Consider the following 18,136-nt stretch of genomic DNA (forward strand, 5'->3'; position numbering starts at 1 on the left):
TGGTGGTTATTAACTATACATCTCACTCGAATACCTTTTATTTGCTATGCATTTTAAATTCGAGGAACAAATCGTTATAATGCGAGAGCATTTTTTTGCCCAGATTATTGTACACTTCCAGCTTACCCGTCAGTGTCTCATCTGGATAGAATCGTTCATCCTCCGAAATATCCTCCGGCAGCAGCTTCAATGCCTCGGCGTTCGGTGTAGAGTACCCTACATATTCAGTATTACGAGCCGCATGATCAGGGTCCAGCATGAAGTTGATAAACTGATGAGCACCTTCAATATTACTCGCGGTCTTCGGAATGACCATGTTATCGAACCAAAGGTTCGAACCTTCCTCCGGAACCACGTAATCCAGCTTGTCGTTCTCATCCATAATTTCTGACGCATCACCGGACCATACGAGTCCTACCGCCGCTTCCTCGTTTGCCAGCAGCATTTTGATCTCGTCTCCGACAATCGCTCTGACGTTAGGCGTGAGAGTGGACAGTTTCTTCAAAGCTTCCTGCAGATGATCTTCGTTCGTATCGTTCAACGAATACCCGAGGCTGTTCAGCCCCATGCCCATGACTTCACGGGCACCGTCGAGCAGCAAGATTTGATTTTTCAAACGTGGGTCCCACAGATCATTCCAGCTCTCAAACGTTAACCCATCGACCAGTTCAGGGTTGTACACAATACCCACCGTTCCCCAGAAGTAAGGGATGGAGTACTTGTTGCCCTCATCAAAGGATAGGTCCATGAACCGGGAGTCGATGTTGCTCAGATTGGGCAGCTTGCTGTGATCCAGCGGAATGAGCAGGTTTTCCTCTTTCATTTTGCTAATCGCATACTCAGAAGGAATCGCCACATCAAACGTCGTTCCGCCCTGCTCAATCTTGGTTAACATCGCTTCGTTCGAATCAAACGTCTGATAGATCACCTTGATGCCGGTCTCTTGTTCAAATTCCTTCAGCAAATCGGGGTCGATATAATCGCCCCAGTTGTAAATCGTCAGCGTGTTGCCGCCGGAATACCCCTGACTCTTGTTCAGATACGAAGCGAGAATCATCAAGGCAAAGGCAGCCACAAATACAATCGCAAATGTCCGAACCAGTTGCTTCATGGACGCAGCCCCCTTCCCGCAGGCGTTCGCGCTGCACGGCGGTTAATGAAGTAATACCCAACCACCAGCAGCACCGTCAGCAGGAACAGCAGCGTGGACAGCGCATTGATGGACAATGACACACCCTGCCTTGCTCTTGAATAAATCTCCACAGAGAGTGTGGAGTATCCGTTACCCGTGACAAAGAATGTTACCGCAAAGTCATCAAGCGAGTAAGTCAATGCCATGAAGAATCCGGCAAAAATACCCGGTTTAACGTATGGAAGCACGACACGAGTTAGGATCTGCCATGATCCAGCACCCAGATCGCGCGCCGCATCCATCAAGGTCGGGCTCATCTCCTGAAGCTTTGGCAGTACCATAATTACTACAATCGGCACGCTGAATGCGATATGAGACAACAATACCGAAGTGAATCCAAGCTTGATGCCAATCATGGTGAATAGAATCAGAAAGGATGCACCAATGATGACATCCGGACTAACGATCAGCACGTTATTGAGTGACAGCAACGTATTCTTGGTCCGTTTGCGCCGCACATGGTAGATCGCCAGTGCCCCTGCCACACCGAGCATCGTCGAGATCGCAGAGGACAGGAGCGCAATAATGAACGTATTCAGTACAATGATCAGCAGCCGGGTATCGGCAAATACTTCCCTGTACCATTTCAATGTAAATCCTTCGAAACCGCGCATATGCCCGCCACTGTTGAAGGAATAGAAGATCAGATACGCAATCGGTGCGTACAGTATGGCGAATACAACGGCCAGATAGACGTTAGACAGCTTTCCGTTTCTTCCCATTACGCACCTCCTTCTTGCCTGATCCAGTCAGGAACATAATGATCGCCATCGCAATAATCAAAAAGACGGCAATCGTCGAACCCATCCCCCAGTCCTGGGTGACGAGAAAATGCTGCTCAATCGCTGTTCCCAGCGTAATTACCCGGTTCCCCGCAATAAGGCGGGTAATCATGAACAAAGATAGCGCCGGAATAAATACGGCCTGACAGCCGGATTTCACTCCGCTGAGCGTCAACGGGAAGATAACCCGGCGGAACGTCAGCCATGACGATGCCCCAAGATCCCGGGCCGCATAGATCAGCGAAGGATTCATCTCTTCCAACGCGTTGAAGATCGGCAAGATCATGAATGGAATGAAGATGTACACCGAGACAAAGATAAAACTGAAATCGGTGAACAAAATCTGTTGCGTGCCAATACCCACCACTTCCAGTAAGGAATTGGTCAAGCCATACGTGCCGAACAGGCCGATAAAGGCGTACGCTTTTAACAACAGATTGATCCAGCTTGGCAAAATTATAAGCAGCAGCCACAGCTGCTTGTGCTTCGTACGAGTCAGTAGATACGCCGTCGGATACGAGACCAACAGCGAGAACACCGTGATCAGAAATGCATACCAGAACGAGCTCAGGGTCATCTGCATGTACACAGGTGTAAAGAACCGAGCGTAGTTACCCAGCGTGAAATTACCTTCCACATCGAAGAACGAGTAATACACCACCAGCAGAACCGGAGCAACTACAAACAACACCATCCATAATACATATGGAATCAGATACGCATTGCGTGTACTCGCCTTAGTCTGCATGAACGGCCTCTTGATAGGCTTCCAGACGTTTATCGAACTCTTCTTCCGTCTCGTTAAAGCGCATGACGTGGATGGCTTCCGGGTCAAAATACAGTCCAATACGAGCGCCTACGACGGCTTTCTTCGTGGAATGCACCAGCCACTCATTACCCGCATCATCGTATGTGGATATCTCGTAGTGCACCCCACGGAACAGCTGGGAGTCCACGTTGACCTGCATCTTGCCCTGTTCCTCGGTTGTAATCTCCATATCCTCTGGACGGATCACAATCTCTACAGGCTCGTCCCGCTGCAAACCCTGATCGACACACTCGTACTCTGCGCCAGCGAATTCCACCACAAAATCCTGCTTCATTTTGCCGGATACAATGTTCGATTCACCAATAAAGTCCGCCACAAAACGGTTAATCGGCTCATCATAGATATCATTCGGTGTTCCGCTCTGTTGAATGACGCCGCCGTTCAGGACAAAGATCTCATCTGACATCGCCAAGGCTTCTTCCTGATCATGCGTGACAAAAATAAACGTAATGCCCAATCGCTGTTGCAGCTCACGCAGTTCATACTGCATTTCTGTCCGCAGTTTCAGATCGAGCGCCGAGAGCGGCTCGTCCAGCAGCAAAATCTCGGGTTCATTCACAATCGCCCGCGCAATGGCGACACGCTGCCGTTGTCCGCCAGACATCTCGCCAATTTCACGGTTTTCATAGCCAGAGAGATTGACGAACTTGAGTGCTTCCAGCACTTTGCCTTGAATTTCAGCGGTTTTCATTTTTTTGATCCGCAAACCAAAAGCTACGTTCTCAAATACGTTTAAATGTGGAAATAACGCATAATCCTGAAATACGGTATTCACCTGCCGCTGGTGAGCCGGCACTTGGTTAATCAGTGCACCGTTAAAATAAATACTGCCCTGTGTCGGCTCCGCAAAGCCGGCGATCAGGCGCAATATCGTTGTTTTCCCACAGCCTGACGGGCCGAGTAGCGTATAAAATTTACCCCGCTCAATCTCGAAGCTGACCTCCTTCAATACGGCTTCATCCTGATCGTATTGCTGGGTCACCCGGTCGAACCGGATAATCGGTTGTTGTTCTGACATGCTTCATTTCGCCCCCTTTAAACTTGAGGTATACCTTGAGCCTGTACACTTCTTTTCATGCATGCTTCATTACAAATCCCATCTATTATATATGATTCAGCTATATCCGCAATGGTTTTGATGTAAACGCCATGTGTTATTTCTTCTTATTCTCACAAATACAGCATACATTACGGGTATATGTCGATATCTACGCATCCCAGTAGAGCGATTTCATGAGGATTTCGGAATCAAGTCATGTGAAAGGAGTCCTGTTCGTGGATATTCGCCGTAACCTGCCTTTGCTGATGATCATTTGTTTTCTGAGTCAGATGGGCGGTTTCATGATCCTGCCCCTGTTCCCTTTGTTTATTGAGGAATTCGGCCTGTCCGGCTGGATGATGGGGGTTATTTTTGCACTCTTTTATGTCGGTAAAGTGATTGGCGGGGTGCCCGCTGCGGCACTCTATCGAAAAATTGGGGGCAAGCGGGCACTTATTGCCATGCTGCTGCTGCTCGCTGTTTGTATGGGCGGTTTCGCTGTATCTTCTGCGGCGCTCGTATTCGGTCTGCTGCGGCTGCTGCAAGGGCTCGCTTCTACCGGACTTACAGTCGTCGTGCGTTCCATCATCGGGGATGAGGGGAATGTCGACAACCGGGGGCTGTACAACGGTTACATCAGCAGCAGTGAAGGCGGGGGCATGGTGCTGGGTCCGGTCATCAGCGGCTGGCTCTCGTTGCATTGGCCCTTATCGGTGCCTTTTTTACTCGTTACCGTGTGCTGCCTGATGGCTGTGGTTGCAGCAATGGGGATGAAGACAGCAGCAAAGCCCAATCCTGTATCTGAAAATGTGGCGGACGGCCACGACTTAAGCGAGTCTCCAACGCATGCCAAACCAACGCAAACGCCTGCCGATTATACAGTTTCTCCAGTAAACGCTACTCCTAGCCCAATCATTCCTGAACCGTCCACCGGACTTACCCGGAGGCAGCAACTGATTGGCTACGGTACGGTTCATTTCCTGGAAATGAGTGCTTATGCCGTGTTTCTGACTTATTTTGCATTGTATGCAGCTCATATCATGCAGTGGGACCCGTTTGCGATCAGTCTTGCCTTTACCGTCGTTGGTATTTCTACACTCGCGGCTGCTCCGATAGCCGGTTACCTGTCTGACCGGATGGGTGATCGTCTGCTGCTCTGCATGTTCGGCATGCTGATGATTGGTATCGAAGTGGTCGTTTTTCTGAGCACATCTTCGTATGTGCTGGTTTACGTGGGCATGCTGATCGGTGGCGTAGGCGGTGCATGTTACATGGATTCGTTCTTTGCTCATATCGGGGATCATATCCCGGACGAGGGTAGGAGCTCCGTCATAGGCAAAATTGTCTCTGTGGCAGAGATCGGTTCCATCGTATCCCCTCTGGTGGCTGCTCTGCTTGTGGAGCATGGATCGCTGTATACCGTGTTTGTGTTCAATCTGCTTCTGATTGCTGCTGCCATTGCCGTTCAGGCAGTGATGCGCAGCCGTTACAGATCGAAACGTGTGTAGACACACAAGACTGCCCACATCAGTGGGCAGCCTCCAATCATTTATTTACTCCTAATAAAGTTGCTATATGTAGCGCATTTTCTTCGATTTTATTTTTCAAATAAGGGTCTGTGTTCTCAGGCAATTCCGTCGGCTTGTAAAACTTTGCTTCAAGAACTTCCACCCCATCGGGCTTCAAATCACCTTCAAACTTCGTGCATGGGTAAGCCTCCTATATTAAGTCATGATCCTCATTATAGAAGTTCAATTAATTTCCATATAGAGAAAGAATATTCAGCTTTATTTCCTATTTTAGAGTCCGTGCTTTGATGAAAAAACAGCAAAAAAACAACCCGCTCACACATCAGTGTGCAAACGGGCATTTCATTGGTGGGTTCTCAGTCTGAGGCTGCTGATCCCCCCCGGGTTGTTGTTTTTCCCTGTCCATCCATTCAGCTTCCGATTTCTCTGAATCCAATGTGTAAGAATGATCTCCATAGAAAAAGTTAGGTTTCACAATCTCATTGCGATAGGAACTGTGGAAAATATGCGTCGTTGCCGGCGACACCGGCGGAATCAGCCAGACCCAATCGCCTGTCAGTTCGCGCCCGGCCTTCTCTTCCCGCTGCTCAAACAAGGCAAATTGCGCTGCCGCTGTGTGGTGATCCACAATGCTAACGCCTGCTTTCTTGAACGAATGCAGCACCGCTACATTCAGCTCTACCAGAGCCCGATCCTTCCACAACGTCGTTTCACTCGAAGTATTCAAGCCAAGTGCTGCCGCTACCGCTGGTAGTTTATTATACCGAAACGTATCTGCCAGATTGCGTGCGCCAATCTCAGTGCCCATATACCAGCCGTTGAATGGTGCTACCGGGTAGGATATGCCGCCAATCTCCAGCCGCATATCGGCAATCATCGGTACACCGTACCAGCGCATGTCCAGTTCAGCAATCTCAGGACGCTCCGGGTGTTCGATCCTCACTTCCACTATGTCTTCCTTGGGCACAGGATACCACTCTGGAGCTTGCCCCTTAGCCTGGATAATCAATGGAAGCACATCATAAGGCGTGCCTTCCCCCAGCCAGCCAAGCGACATTGCTGTCTTCGTTAGCTCAACGGAGGCAGGATCACCTACAATGCCTTCCGTCGTCTCATATCCGGCATAACGGATTAACTGGTGATTCCAAATTCGCACAGGGGCTCCCTTCGGTCCATCAGGTGGAAGAATCGTAATCATGGGAATAATCTTCCCTTTGTTGGAAGCCGCTCTGATGTGCGTCATCACAGCATCCGCTGCCGTTCCAACCGTATCTGCATGACGTGCATCAACGATGCGCAGTTTATCCCAGAATAGCCGCCCGATGCAGCGATTGCTGTTCCGCCATGCCATTTTACAGCCATGCTCCAGTTCATCCGCAGTATGAACATATGTGCCTGTGTGCTCAATCTCGTTCAAAACTGCAACAAGCCGGGCCTGCGCGTCTTCACGCGAATGGCCCAGCTCTTCATAACATCTATATATAAACCGTTCAGCTTCATCCCGCAGTTCTTCCAGGTCTGTCCGCATTATTCACTCCACCAATCTATACATCTTGAATGCCATCATTATACGGCAAGCACACCGGATTTGTAAGCGAACGGGCACTTTGTTCACGGACTCTACATATCGTTGTTCAGGATGCAGGGTAACTTAGCTTATTTGCCCAGAAATGCGTTTAACATCCAGACCTCTTTATCCAATACAGCAGTGAATCCAATCAACATATCTTCAGTTGCATTATCCTCAGCTTCGCCAGCTGCTTGAATACCCTCGTTAATTACACCCACCATCGCTTGCAGATCAGTAACTACGGTTTCTACCATTTTTTCAGCCGACAACTGTCCCTGTGCTTCCTCAACAGGTGACAACCGCAGTTGTTCAGCCATCGTTGCGACCGGACGTCCACCAATCGCCAATAGACGTTCTGCGGCTTCGTCCATATTCGCCGTAGCCAAATTATACAACTCTTCGAATTTGGCATGCAGTGTGAAGAAATGAGGACCTTTCACATACCAGTGGAAGTGGTGCAATTTAGTATACAGTACAGCCCAACCAGCGATCTGGCGGTTCAGGACCTCTTGAAGTTCAGTAGCATGGTTTGCAAAAGTATTGTTTCTAGTTTGGATTGTGCTCATGGAATTTATCCCCTCTCGAATACGATATAGTTTTGAATTTGATAACGTAAATTAACTTTCTTCCGTTTGTTTAATTTAGACTTAATCTAAATCTTGTTTTAATTATAACACTGCCCTTATCCTTTGTGAAGACTTTAGCCTACTCTTTCGAATGAAGATTCCATGAAGCTGCCTTCATGTTTGGCTTGGGTAGGAAGACCCTTTTAAACATCTTTACACACAGTATCTATACCTCGATTTTCACCGATGTACAATGACAATCCTCACGTCGTATATAAAAAAACAGCCCTAATCCTCATTGAGGATCAGGACTGCACCAACGCACATAGCGCACGCTTTATTGTTGAATCAACTCGGATGTAAGGATACGGCTTACCTCTTCATAACTACGAGCAACGTGATGAGGCTGATGCTCTGATTCTGGCAAAGCATCACGATGGTTGAACCAGATCACTTTCCATCCAGCATCCACTGCACCGACAACATCATTGCGCCAGGAATCGCCGATATAATAACTGGAACCGGAATCCGATCCCGTCTGCCTGCTTACATGCTCAAACAATCTACGATCCGGCTTGGCGTAACCAAGGGTACCCGATATGAAGATGTGTTCCTTGGGAATAAGACTGAATACATCCAGCGCTTCGAGCTTCCGCTGCTGATGTTTTCCTTCTCCGTTGGTAATTAACCCTACCATATGACCTTCTGCAAGAAGTCTTCGAATAAGCTCATATGCTCCATCAAAGGGCTGGATCTGAAACTGTCTATTCAAATACTGTGCTTGCAGTTCTTCAGCCTGCCCCGGTTGTAGAGGATGTCCAAATTCCGCCATGGTCAGCTCAAATCTGCGATGACGCATCCGTTCCACCGCTTCCGGTTCGGGTACAGCAGACAAGTCTTCTTGGGCAGACAGCCAGTCGCTATAATAACGGAAGCGATGGTATGCCTCCCCATATGGGAACTCATCTGATAAACCAAGAACTTGCTGTAAAGCGCCACAAAGCGGCTGCAAGTGGTCATACAAGGTATCGTCTACGTCGAAAAATATAGCTTTTGGGGCGTTGTCGTTAGATAACATGATGGATCTCCCTTATTCGATCTCATAAAATTTAATTAATAATTACAATAATGTGGAAATAAATCCTGATAAATGCTAGCATATTTCTATAACGAATATTGCAAGGAGGTAGATTATATGGCATTCTCCTTATATCCCAAAGAACACAAGCGAAAAGTATACAACTTAGTGTTAAATCTCTTCCTTTTTGTTGTTTCGACATCAGTGCTAATTTATATCCATTATAGTTACACTACTGTTCCAACATACAGCAACTTAATACTCATGGGTCCTATGATCAGTTGTGCCATAAGATCAGTGTACTATGCAGCAACTCTCAAGAAAATGAAGACGCATTGATAATTCACATCGAATATATAAATGTTATCATTGCCATAAATGAGCTTCAAAAAAAAAGGTAAGTGCACTGTATTCTTTCTCTACAGTATACCTACCTTTTTCTAATTCTTCACTTTAACTTATTTACAGTATTCCGCGATCAATCATCTAATTAGAGATACCTACGGATTATGTGTATTCCAATTAAAGTATCAACGGTACAACCTTGCCTGCATTCACATCAATCAGGCCGTGATCCGTAATCTTCAGAGCCGGACTTACCGCAAGGGAATGGGTACTGATGGACATGATCGGGTTATAGTGCACGTAACCAAGAGATAACATCGCTGCACGCAGCTCTTTCACTTGGTGTGACACTACAGCCAGCGGTTCCTCCGTCAATATACCACCCACTGGAAGTTCGAGATGGGACAACACTTTCCCGTCTTCCACCACACAGAACCCACCTTGGCTCGAAATCACTGTGTTAGCTGCCAATATCATATCTTCACGATTACGTCCTACGACCAATAGGTTGTGGTTATCATGTGAATATGTTGTTGCAATGGCACCACGCTTGATCGTGTCTCCACCAATCAAACCATGTGCTCGGTTACCGTTCACACCATAACGTTCAAAGGTCGCAATCTGTCCATATCCACTCTCTTCCCAGAGAAGTTCACCATTAGCAGCCTGAACCTGTGCGATATGTTCTTCCACAAAGGTTGAACCATCCTTCACCATCATAACCCGGCAGTTGTTTAAACCATTTTCAGATAACTGCGTGTCTGAGTCAGATGCTTGACTTTGCCCGTTCACCTTCGGATCAGACAAACGGATTGCAAAATCCTCGGCTCCCAGCAGATCCAATTGCACGCTTTGGTAAAAGTGAGGCGGGAACTGTCCACTAATTCGGTCCTGCTTGTACGGTTCGTAGTCGTCATAAGCTTTACGGCCATTTTTGTATACCTGCTCTACTGCAAGTGTATCTAAGTTGGACAGCAGCACATAGTCCGCCACTTTGCCTGGGGCAATGCTACCGCGATCGGTCATTTTCATCCGGGATGCAGGGGTTGAGGTTGCAGCGTAAATCGCATCTTCGGGGCGCATCCCCATCCGAATGGCTTTACGCACGATATGATCCAGATGTCCTCGTTCCACTAGCGAATCTGGCATAACATCGTCTGTTACGAAGCAGAAATGCTGAGCGACATCATGCTGAATCAGGTATTCCATGACTTCTGGCGTCATCGATTTTTCCTGAATTTCAATGAACATACCTGCCGCAATTCGCGCCTGCAAGCCCTCAATGCTCTGATGCGTATGATCAGAATCGATGCCCGCATAGATCAGTCGGTGCAGATCCAGCCCAAGCAATTTCGGTGTATGACCTTCGATCACAAGATCTGGATAGTTTTTGCGAATATGCTGAAGAATCTGATTGGTCTTGCATTCCGGATCACGGATGACGTCCACATAGTTCATGATCTCACCGAGACAGATGATCTCTCCAGTAGCGAGCAGCACATCCATGTCTTCGATTTCGATTGAACCACCTGTTGTTTCCATCGGTGTCGCCGGAACGGAGCTTGGGATAGCGTAGAACATGTCCACTGTTGTCTCACGACTTGCCGACATCATCTCCTGCACACCTTCCAGCCCAAACACATTCGCCATCTCATGCGGTTCCGCCACAATGGACGTTACTCCGCAGCGGATCAGGCCATGGGAAAAGGTTGCTGGTGTCACCATTGTACTCTCAATGTGCAGATGAATATCAATAAGGCCCGGAATCATGTAACGTCCACGTGCATCAATCACTTCATCAGCTTCAATCATCTCCGGGCCGACTGGACCAACATACATAAATCTACCGTCCAGTACAGCCACGTTGTTCATTTCGAATCGTTTATAATAACTGTTATACACATGTACATTCTTAATTAGTTGATCTGCACGCATGGGGCATAATCTCCTTCTTCATGAGCATCTTACAGCGATCCAGAGCAGCAGTTACAACTAGCTATATTGCTCTGGAGTCAGCCGATAAAATGCCTCTTTTGCTGCTTCTGCTTCCTGCGGCTATTCCACAAGGACAAGTTTATCCTGCGGGAAAATCAGATTAACCCGCTGTCCGCTGAGATAAGGTGTCTCCATCTCCTGATTGGCTGTGAAGTCGCCAAGTTCTGTCTCAATGACGTACTGATAACTGCGTCCAAGATACGTGCTTACTTTGATAATCCCTGGCAAAGCATTTGCCATGTCCCCAGAGGTATCTCCGCTAACCATCAGATCATCCGGACGAATCGCACCTTTGCGTGCACCGGGACGTGCTGTTCCGGGATGCGCTGTTGCCGTGAACAAACGACCACCCGCTTTCAGCGTGATCACCTCTCCTGCATCACTGCGCTCTGCGAATTCAATAAAATTGTGGAAGCCGATAAATTGGGCTACAAATTCTGTGGCCGGGTATTTAAAAATCGTCTCCGGGCGGTCGAGCTGCTCGACAACGCCTTTGTTCATAATCGCTACCTGATCCGAGATGGAGAAGCACTCCTCCTGATCATGAGAGACATAAAGCGTCGTAATGCCCAGTTCCTGCTGAATCCGGCGGATCTCCACCCGCATATTCAGCCGCAGGTTGGCATCCAGGTTACTGAGCGGTTCATCAAACAACAGCAAATCCGGTTCAATGACGAGTGCGCGGGCAATCGCCACACGCTGACGCTGTCCACCGGACAGTTCCTGCGGGAAGCGTTTCTCGAAGCCGTTCAGGTTCACCACTTCAAGGATGCGCATTACGCGTGAAGAAATATCCTTGTCTTTTACCTTGCGCATCCGCAGGCCGAAGGCCACGTTGTCATAGACAGACAGATGCGGGAACAGCGCATAACTCTGAAATACAAATCCGAAATTCCGCTTGTTTACCGGAACCTTCGTATAATCCTTGCCGCCGAACATAAACTTGCCCTGTGTTGCTTCCAGGAATCCGGCGATGAGGCGCAGCGTAGTTGTTTTGCCGCAACCGCTCGGTCCGAGCAGGGAGAGCAGCTTACCTTTTTCCAGCTCCAATTGAAAATCCTTCAGGATCGTCTGGTTATCGTAAGCCACCGATACGCGATCCAATGTCAGCAATGCCATAGCGTTCTGCGCCTCCAATTAACGTTTAGTAAAGTATGAGAATCCGCCCATGATCCGTTCGATCACGAACATTAAAAGTCCAGTTAATACCATCAAAAGCACGGAAATGGCTGCAATGGTTGGGTCAAAATAATTTTCTACATAGGTCAGCATCTGAATTGGCAATGTGCTTACACCTGGTCCGGTCATAAACACGGAAATGTCCACGTTGTTGAACGACTCCAGAAAGGCAATCAGCACCGCCGCGAGAATTCCTGAGCGAATGTTGGGCAGCACGATCTGGAAGAACGTTCTAACCCGTCCTGCGCCGAGACTCAGGGCTGCTTCTTCTACTGCAAAGTCAAAGCTCGACAGACTCGATGCGATAACGCGAATGATAAATGGAAGCATAATAATCGTGTGACCGATCAGCAGACCCAGATACATCGGCAGATGATAGATTACGATCAGGTATTTCATCAATGTAAAACCAAGCACAATTCCCGGAATGAGTACCGGAGACAGGAACAATGCATTCAGCACGGACTTGCCTTTGAAATCATAACGACTAAGTGCGTACGCAGCTGGAACCCCGAGCAACAGCGCCAGCAAATTCCCCAGCAGGGAAATGATGATGGACGTCTGGAACGTGCGGAGGAAACCGCCTGTGTTGAAAATATTCTCGTACCAGCGGAGGGAAAAGCCCTCCGGCGGAAATTTGAGTACCGTCCCCGGTTCAAACGAAGTCACCGAGATGATCAGAAGCGGGCCCAGCAGAAAGATAAAGACCAGCAGACTGAACAGGCCCAGCCCGATATGTTTCTCCCGCATATGTCTACCCCTTCGGATTTAAAGTTTTGGCCATTTTGTTCATGACACCGACCACGACAAACGTAATGACAATCATAATCGCAGCAACGACCGAGGCCAGATACCAGTCGTTCAGGGTCATGGCGTTCTGATAGAGGAACGTCGCAATTACACGCTGTTTGCCTCCCAATAGTGCAGGCGTTGTATAAGCCGTCAGGCTTCCGACAAAAACAAGTACGGCTCCGATAACGAGCCCTGGCACAGCCAGCGGGAACACCACCCGGCGAAATGCCGTGAAGCGGGATGCACCCAAACTCTGTGCTGCCTTGAGCAGATCACCATCGATGTTCTCAAGCACACCGACCAGGGAAATGATCATAAGTGGCAGGAACAGATGGGTCAAACCAATCATCATGGCTGCCGGCGTATAAAGAATATCCAGCGGCTTGTCCACGATACCAAGCCCAACAAGGGCGTTGTTAATCAGCCCTTTGCGTCCCAGAATAATCATCCAGCTAAACGAGCGCACAACCGGGCTCGTAAGCAGCGGGAAGATTGCCAGCGCGAGCAGAATTCCTTTGCGACGCGGCGCTTTCTGTGAAATATAATAAGCTGTCGGGAATCCGAGCACCACGCAGACGATGGTGGTGACCACGCTGACCTGCAGCGTCGTAAGCAATATTTTCAAAAAGTAAGGGTCTCTGAAAAAATGCATGTATCCTTCAAACGTGAAGGAGTTTTCTTGAAAAAACGTCGATCCGATCGTCAGGACAATCGGAATGATCATAAATGCCGCCAAAAACACAAATCCCGGCAGCAATAGCCAGTATACTGATTTCTTCATCGCGGTACTCCTGACATAAGAATTAGAGATTTATACTCGGATACTCCGATTGCAGTACCGTCCTTCGATCCCTGTTATCCCCCGATTTTTCTGATTCCTTTTCAATGGAGAAAATCGGGGGATAAAGGGGAACGCTTCGCTTCTCCAGATCGGTTCTGCACTCTCCGCAATCGTATAAATATCTTATTGGGTCGAGCAATTAAGAATTTAACGCATTAATAAACAACTCAAGAAATGCTTCGGCATCTACCGTTTCGCATACCAATGTGTTAGGCTGTTCACCCAAACGGTTTTGGAAGTCACATACCATTTGACCATCGCACAAACGGCTGGCCGTCTCTACATCAACGTAATACGATTTGCGTCCAACCAGTTCCGGGGCAAGAGCGACACCAACGGCCAGTGGATCATGCAGGGCACAGGCGCGTATGCCGTTCATTTCTTCATACCGCTTGATGTAAATCTCCGTGCTCTGTGTCACGTAATCGCGCAACACCGGATCAGTTAATCGTCCGATGGCTTTTTCATTCAGCAGCGTTTGGCGGGTAACATCCAAGCCCACCTGCGTAAGCTTCTCGAAACCTGCATGCAATACAATGCGTGCGGCTTCGGGATCGGCGTACGTGTTGTACTCCGCAGTAGGTGTAACATTGCCATGTCCACGAACGACGCCACCCATGAAGATGACTTCCTTCAATAATGTAGGTAGTTCAGGACACTTCATTAACGCAAGCGCCAGATTCGTTAACGGCGCAGTCATAATCAATGTTAGTTCGCCTGGATACAACTTCGCTTGTTCAACGATAAATTCCGGGGCAAAACCTTCATCAGCCTGCTTGGACACGGCCGGATCGGGCAGCGCACCACCCAATCCGTCTTGCCCATGTACCCGGTGCTCATAGTGAGACTTGCGTGTGAGTGGCCCAGCCGCTCCGGCAAGGACCGGAATGGAGGGTGCTCCCACCAGCTCGAGAATTTTGCATGTATTATCCGTTGCCTGCTGGAGCGATACATTCCCACAGACCGTGGTAATTCCGAGAATGTCCAGCTTCCGACTCTTGACGGCCAGCAAGATGGCCAGCGCGTCATCAATACCGGTATCCACATCCAGAATGATGCGATTTCCTGTTTCACTCATACATTCCCAACTCCTTTGTCGTTCAATGATTGCTTGCTGCAAATTTTTGTTTGTCGAGCACAATCTATACCTGTCTCTAAACCTTATCGTTCTAACGCTAATTATGCTTATTGTGCAATCTCGCGGTTCCAACGATCTGTCCATGCTTTAGCCTGTTGATTCACAAATTCCATATCCAGCTTGTTCAGCTTGCCAACTACGTCCGCACCATATGTTACGCCTTCAGCTTCTTCGGCATTCAATTCAACCTTCGTATTTACCGGGGAGTCCACTTTAGCTTTGGCGGATTTGGTTTGTACATCCTGGCTCAACTGCCAGTTGATGAATTCTTCAGCGAGTTCTTTGTTCTTACTGCCTTTCACGACATTGATCGTATTCATGACTGCATATGCACCTTCGCTAGGTGTAACAAACTTCGCATTTGGAACTGCCGCTTTCAGGTCTTTGAAGTACATTTCCATAATCGGTCCGCCCGCAATCTCTTCTTGGGAGAACATGTTCACGAATTCGGAAGTTTGCGTGTAGAATTTAACAACGTTGCTGCTTAATTTTTTCAGTTCCGCAAATGCTGCATCTTCATTAAACGTTTCGTTTCCGGCTACACGGGAAGCTGCATCCAATACCATTGGGCCTGCTGTTGCCGTAATATTCGGAATGGTCAGGTTACCCGCAAACGCCGGGTCCCACAGATCTGCCCATGAAGTGACTTCTTTGTTAACGAGGTCTGGATTATAAGCGATTCCGAGCTGTCCAACCGTATAGGCCGGGCCGTAATCTTCGCCAAGCGGTGCTTTGGCAATATCATAAATATCATTCACATTCGGAATTTTAGAGCGGTCGATTTTCTCAAACAAACCTTCATCAATACCTTGCTGTGCATAGTAATCGGACAAATAGATCACATCCACATTGGATGTACCTTGGCGAATTTTGTTTAAACGCTCAGCGTTGTTACCCACTTCAAGCACAATGTCTACATTATGTTCTTTTTCAAATGGACCAAATACTTCTTCATTGAAGAAATCTTCCGAGAACCCCCAAGTGGAGATGACCAGTTTGGTTGGCGCCGTGCCTCCGCTGCCTGATCCGCCTGTTGCGTTCTCTGTGCTGCTGCCGCATCCTGCAAGTAATACCGATGTCATTGCCACTGCCGCCAAACCGCTAATCCACTTTTTCATCATGATCCTGATTCCCCCTGATATGTGTGATTTAACAACCCAAACCATTAAGTTGAACTAGCTTGATAACGCATTTCACGTAGAAAACAGAAAGAACCTGGAGAAACGAAGTGTTCGCCTAAAAGCTTTCTGAAAGAAAGCTTCTTCGGAAACATAAGCTATCACAAGATTTCTACCTTTATTAAAGGGAATAAAAGAAATCTGGAGATAACAGCGATCGGAAGGTCTTCTGATTTTCGAAGGGTACATGCGTTATTTAGGGCTAGTTCAACTTAAAAAAACAAAAAGAAAAGCATTCTTGTATAAACAAGAACACTTTTCTTCGTAAACAAAGGAAAGCGACACCCGCTGCCGGTACATCATCGGTTTCTGCTTCAGAATCAATCCGAAGTCAGACGCCATCATATGAAATTGTTTGGAACCCGAATGATGAATTAGAATCGTTTGCACCGCATGCATCGAACCTGTCGATCCATCCTATGCTTGTTCCAATATCACATTCGTGATGGCCCACTGCGTGGACGCATCGTAATCCCGTAATACAGCTTCGATTGGCAAACCCATGTGCTGCTCCAACTTCTCCCTGAATTTCTTCTTATACAAGACAGACATGCGGAAGTCCACTTCCAGCTTCAAGCCGGGGGCCTCCCCTTCCAGGGCGTCAGAGCGCGGTGAACGTCGGTGCTTCGCGTAGAAGGTTACAATGTTCTGATCAATGGTCACTCTCAGGAGAGTGGTCCCAAAGCCGAACAGTTCCTTCGAAATTTCGTTATAATACTGGCACATCTTCTTCTTGCTCTCATTGCTGTCCAGCAGTTCCATGAACTCACCCACATCATTTACTACCGTACGTTCGACGTGTTAACACGATTGATTATACATATATCTACGATTTTAGGCAACCCAAAAGATATAGTTAACATGCAAATAACACATAAAAGCGAACGATAGGTATAAACTAGCGAAAACAATTCGTAAATATTCACCGTGAGCGCGCTTAGCGTTACCTGTATCTCTTTTCTCTATTATTCTTGCTTAAAAACCCAATTTTGATACTCGTTCTCTGGATGAAACTCAAAACGACTGAGCATCACCTTTTCCTGATCCGCCTTGAACCGTGGCGTACTTTTTCTTGTAGTAAATGAGACAAAAATCCCACAAAGGACGGTGAGGTCACATAGCCAAGTGAACCTGCATCCGTCCCTTCTGGGACATTATTAATATAAGAAATTATAAAGCCGACGTTGGATGTTGCTGCAATGCCTCTAAACCCAATGCAAGCGCACCGCATAGTCCTGCGTGCTGGCCCAATCCCGGCTGGACAATATATTGATTGATATGTTGCGTTATTGAGGCTGCATTCACATAACCATTCAGATTTCGTACAACCCGCTCCCGGATCATGCGGAACAGATGACTTTGCTGCATCACCCCTCCGCCCAAGATGACCTTTTGCGGGGAATGAAGCAGAATGGCTGTCGTGATGGACTCCGCAATGTAAAAGGATCCGATCTCCCAGGCAGGGTGGTCTGCCGGCAGTTCGCTGCCAGGGCTCTGCCAGCGGGCTTGAATGGCTGGCCCCGCAGCCATGCCCTCCAGGCAATCGCCATGATACGGACATAATCCGGCAAAATGATCCTCCGGGTGCCGTCTCGTCCGGATGTGTCCACCCTCTGGGTGCAGCAATCCATGCACACGTTTACCTCCCGCCACAAGTCCAATCCCAACACCTGTGCCGAATGTATAATACACACAGTTTTCCAATCCCTTTGCTGCTCCCCAAGTGACTTCTCCAAGGGCCGCTGCATTCACATCCGTATCCCATCCGAAGGGAATCGGGAATTCGCGCTTCAAGGTTCCAATAACATTACAGTTTCCCCACCCTGGCTTGGGCGTTGTTGTAATGTAACCATAGGTGGGGCTATCGGGTTGCAGATCAATCGGACCAAAGGAGCCGATTCCGATTGCGGCTACTCCTTTATCCCTGAAATAGTCAATAACCTTCGCCAGTGTGGTCTCTGGATGTTCCGTTGGAAAGCTGCACCAATCTTCAATTTCCCCTCGCTCGTTACCTACACCACATACAAACTTCGTTCCACCGGCTTCTATTGCTCCTATACGCATCTTACTGTCCCCCTCGCGA

Annotated in this window: 16 protein-coding genes; 1 reads left to right on the top strand and 15 read right to left on the bottom strand. The window is 48.0% G+C overall.

Annotated features, from left to right (window positions below; translation table 11 throughout):
• Positions 1-37: 37 nt before the first annotated feature.
• Genes BLV50_RS17105 through BLV50_RS17120 form a run of 4 tightly spaced genes read right to left on the bottom strand, consistent with a single transcriptional unit; the run spans position 38 to position 3,821 of the window.
• The gene (locus BLV50_RS17105; RefSeq protein ID WP_063567200.1) at positions 38-1,111 is read right to left on the bottom strand and encodes an ABC transporter substrate-binding protein; all 1,074 of its coding nucleotides are present in this window, start codon (positions 1,109-1,111) and stop codon (positions 38-40) included.
• A complete protein-coding gene (locus tag BLV50_RS17110; RefSeq protein ID WP_063567199.1) occupies positions 1,108-1,914 on the bottom strand; it encodes an ABC transporter permease in 807 nt (268 codons plus the stop codon). The genes BLV50_RS17105 and BLV50_RS17110 overlap by 4 nt, the downstream gene beginning before the upstream one ends.
• Positions 1,889-2,722, bottom strand: coding sequence for an ABC transporter permease (locus BLV50_RS17115; protein ID WP_024632841.1), 834 nt, complete (start codon positions 2,720-2,722; stop codon positions 1,889-1,891). The genes BLV50_RS17110 and BLV50_RS17115 overlap by 26 nt, the downstream gene beginning before the upstream one ends.
• Positions 2,712-3,821, bottom strand: a complete 1,110-nt coding sequence (locus BLV50_RS17120) for an ABC transporter ATP-binding protein (RefSeq protein WP_063567198.1) — start codon at positions 3,819-3,821, stop codon at positions 2,712-2,714. Before BLV50_RS17120 ends, BLV50_RS17115 begins: the two co-directional genes overlap by 11 nt.
• Positions 3,822-4,078: 257 nt before the next feature.
• Between BLV50_RS17120 and BLV50_RS17125 the strand changes: the two genes are divergently transcribed.
• The gene (locus tag BLV50_RS17125; RefSeq protein WP_177031206.1) at positions 4,079-5,350 is read left to right on the top strand and encodes an MFS transporter; all 1,272 of its coding nucleotides are present in this window, start codon (positions 4,079-4,081) and stop codon (positions 5,348-5,350) included.
• 343 nt (positions 5,351-5,693) lie between these two features.
• On the opposite strand, the gene BLV50_RS17130 is transcribed toward BLV50_RS17125, so the two are convergent.
• The 11 genes from BLV50_RS17130 to BLV50_RS17190 form a co-directional block, all read right to left on the bottom strand.
• A complete protein-coding gene (locus BLV50_RS17130; RefSeq protein WP_090809040.1) occupies positions 5,694-6,899 on the bottom strand; it encodes a nitric oxide synthase oxygenase in 1,206 nt (401 codons plus the stop codon).
• Positions 6,900-7,027: 128 nt separating this feature from the next.
• Positions 7,028-7,507, bottom strand: a complete 480-nt coding sequence (locus BLV50_RS17135) for a Dps family protein (RefSeq protein WP_090809042.1) — start codon at positions 7,505-7,507, stop codon at positions 7,028-7,030.
• Between the two features lie 337 nt (positions 7,508-7,844).
• Positions 7,845-8,585: an HAD family hydrolase gene (locus BLV50_RS17140; protein ID WP_090809045.1), complete on the bottom strand. Its 741-nt coding sequence runs from the start codon at positions 8,583-8,585 to the stop codon at positions 7,845-7,847.
• 522 nt (positions 8,586-9,107) lie between these two features.
• Positions 9,108-10,865, bottom strand: coding sequence for an adenine deaminase (locus BLV50_RS17150; protein WP_090809049.1), 1,758 nt, complete (start codon positions 10,863-10,865; stop codon positions 9,108-9,110).
• Positions 10,866-10,985: 120 nt separating this feature from the next.
• Positions 10,986-12,044: an ABC transporter ATP-binding protein gene (locus tag BLV50_RS17155; protein ID WP_063567191.1), complete on the bottom strand. Its 1,059-nt coding sequence runs from the start codon at positions 12,042-12,044 to the stop codon at positions 10,986-10,988.
• Between the two features lie 18 nt (positions 12,045-12,062).
• Positions 12,063-12,854, bottom strand: a complete 792-nt coding sequence (locus BLV50_RS17160) for an ABC transporter permease (protein ID WP_024632851.1) — start codon at positions 12,852-12,854, stop codon at positions 12,063-12,065.
• Between the two features lie 4 nt (positions 12,855-12,858).
• Positions 12,859-13,677 (bottom strand): ABC transporter permease, encoded by an 819-nt coding sequence (locus tag BLV50_RS17165; RefSeq protein WP_063567190.1) that lies wholly within the window; start codon positions 13,675-13,677, stop codon positions 12,859-12,861.
• 199 nt (positions 13,678-13,876) lie between these two features.
• On the bottom strand, positions 13,877-14,815 hold the full coding sequence (locus BLV50_RS17170; protein WP_090809051.1) for a nucleoside hydrolase: 939 nt from the start codon (positions 14,813-14,815) through the stop codon (positions 13,877-13,879).
• A 107-nt stretch (positions 14,816-14,922) separates the two neighbouring features.
• The gene (locus tag BLV50_RS17175) at positions 14,923-15,993 is read right to left on the bottom strand and encodes an ABC transporter substrate-binding protein (protein WP_063567243.1); all 1,071 of its coding nucleotides are present in this window, start codon (positions 15,991-15,993) and stop codon (positions 14,923-14,925) included.
• Between the two features lie 477 nt (positions 15,994-16,470).
• Complete coding sequence (locus BLV50_RS17185) at positions 16,471-16,815, bottom strand: Na-translocating system protein MpsC family protein (RefSeq protein ID WP_024632855.1); 345 nt, start codon at positions 16,813-16,815, stop codon at positions 16,471-16,473.
• A gap of 408 nt (positions 16,816-17,223) precedes the next feature.
• Positions 17,224-18,117, bottom strand: a complete 894-nt coding sequence (locus tag BLV50_RS17190; RefSeq protein WP_090809055.1) for an ROK family protein — start codon at positions 18,115-18,117, stop codon at positions 17,224-17,226.
• Between the last annotated feature and the right edge of the window lie 19 nt (positions 18,118-18,136).

Source organism: Paenibacillus sp. 276b, from assembly GCF_900107875.1.
GTDB classification, from domain to species: domain Bacteria; phylum Bacillota; class Bacilli; order Paenibacillales; family Paenibacillaceae; genus Paenibacillus; species Paenibacillus marchantiae.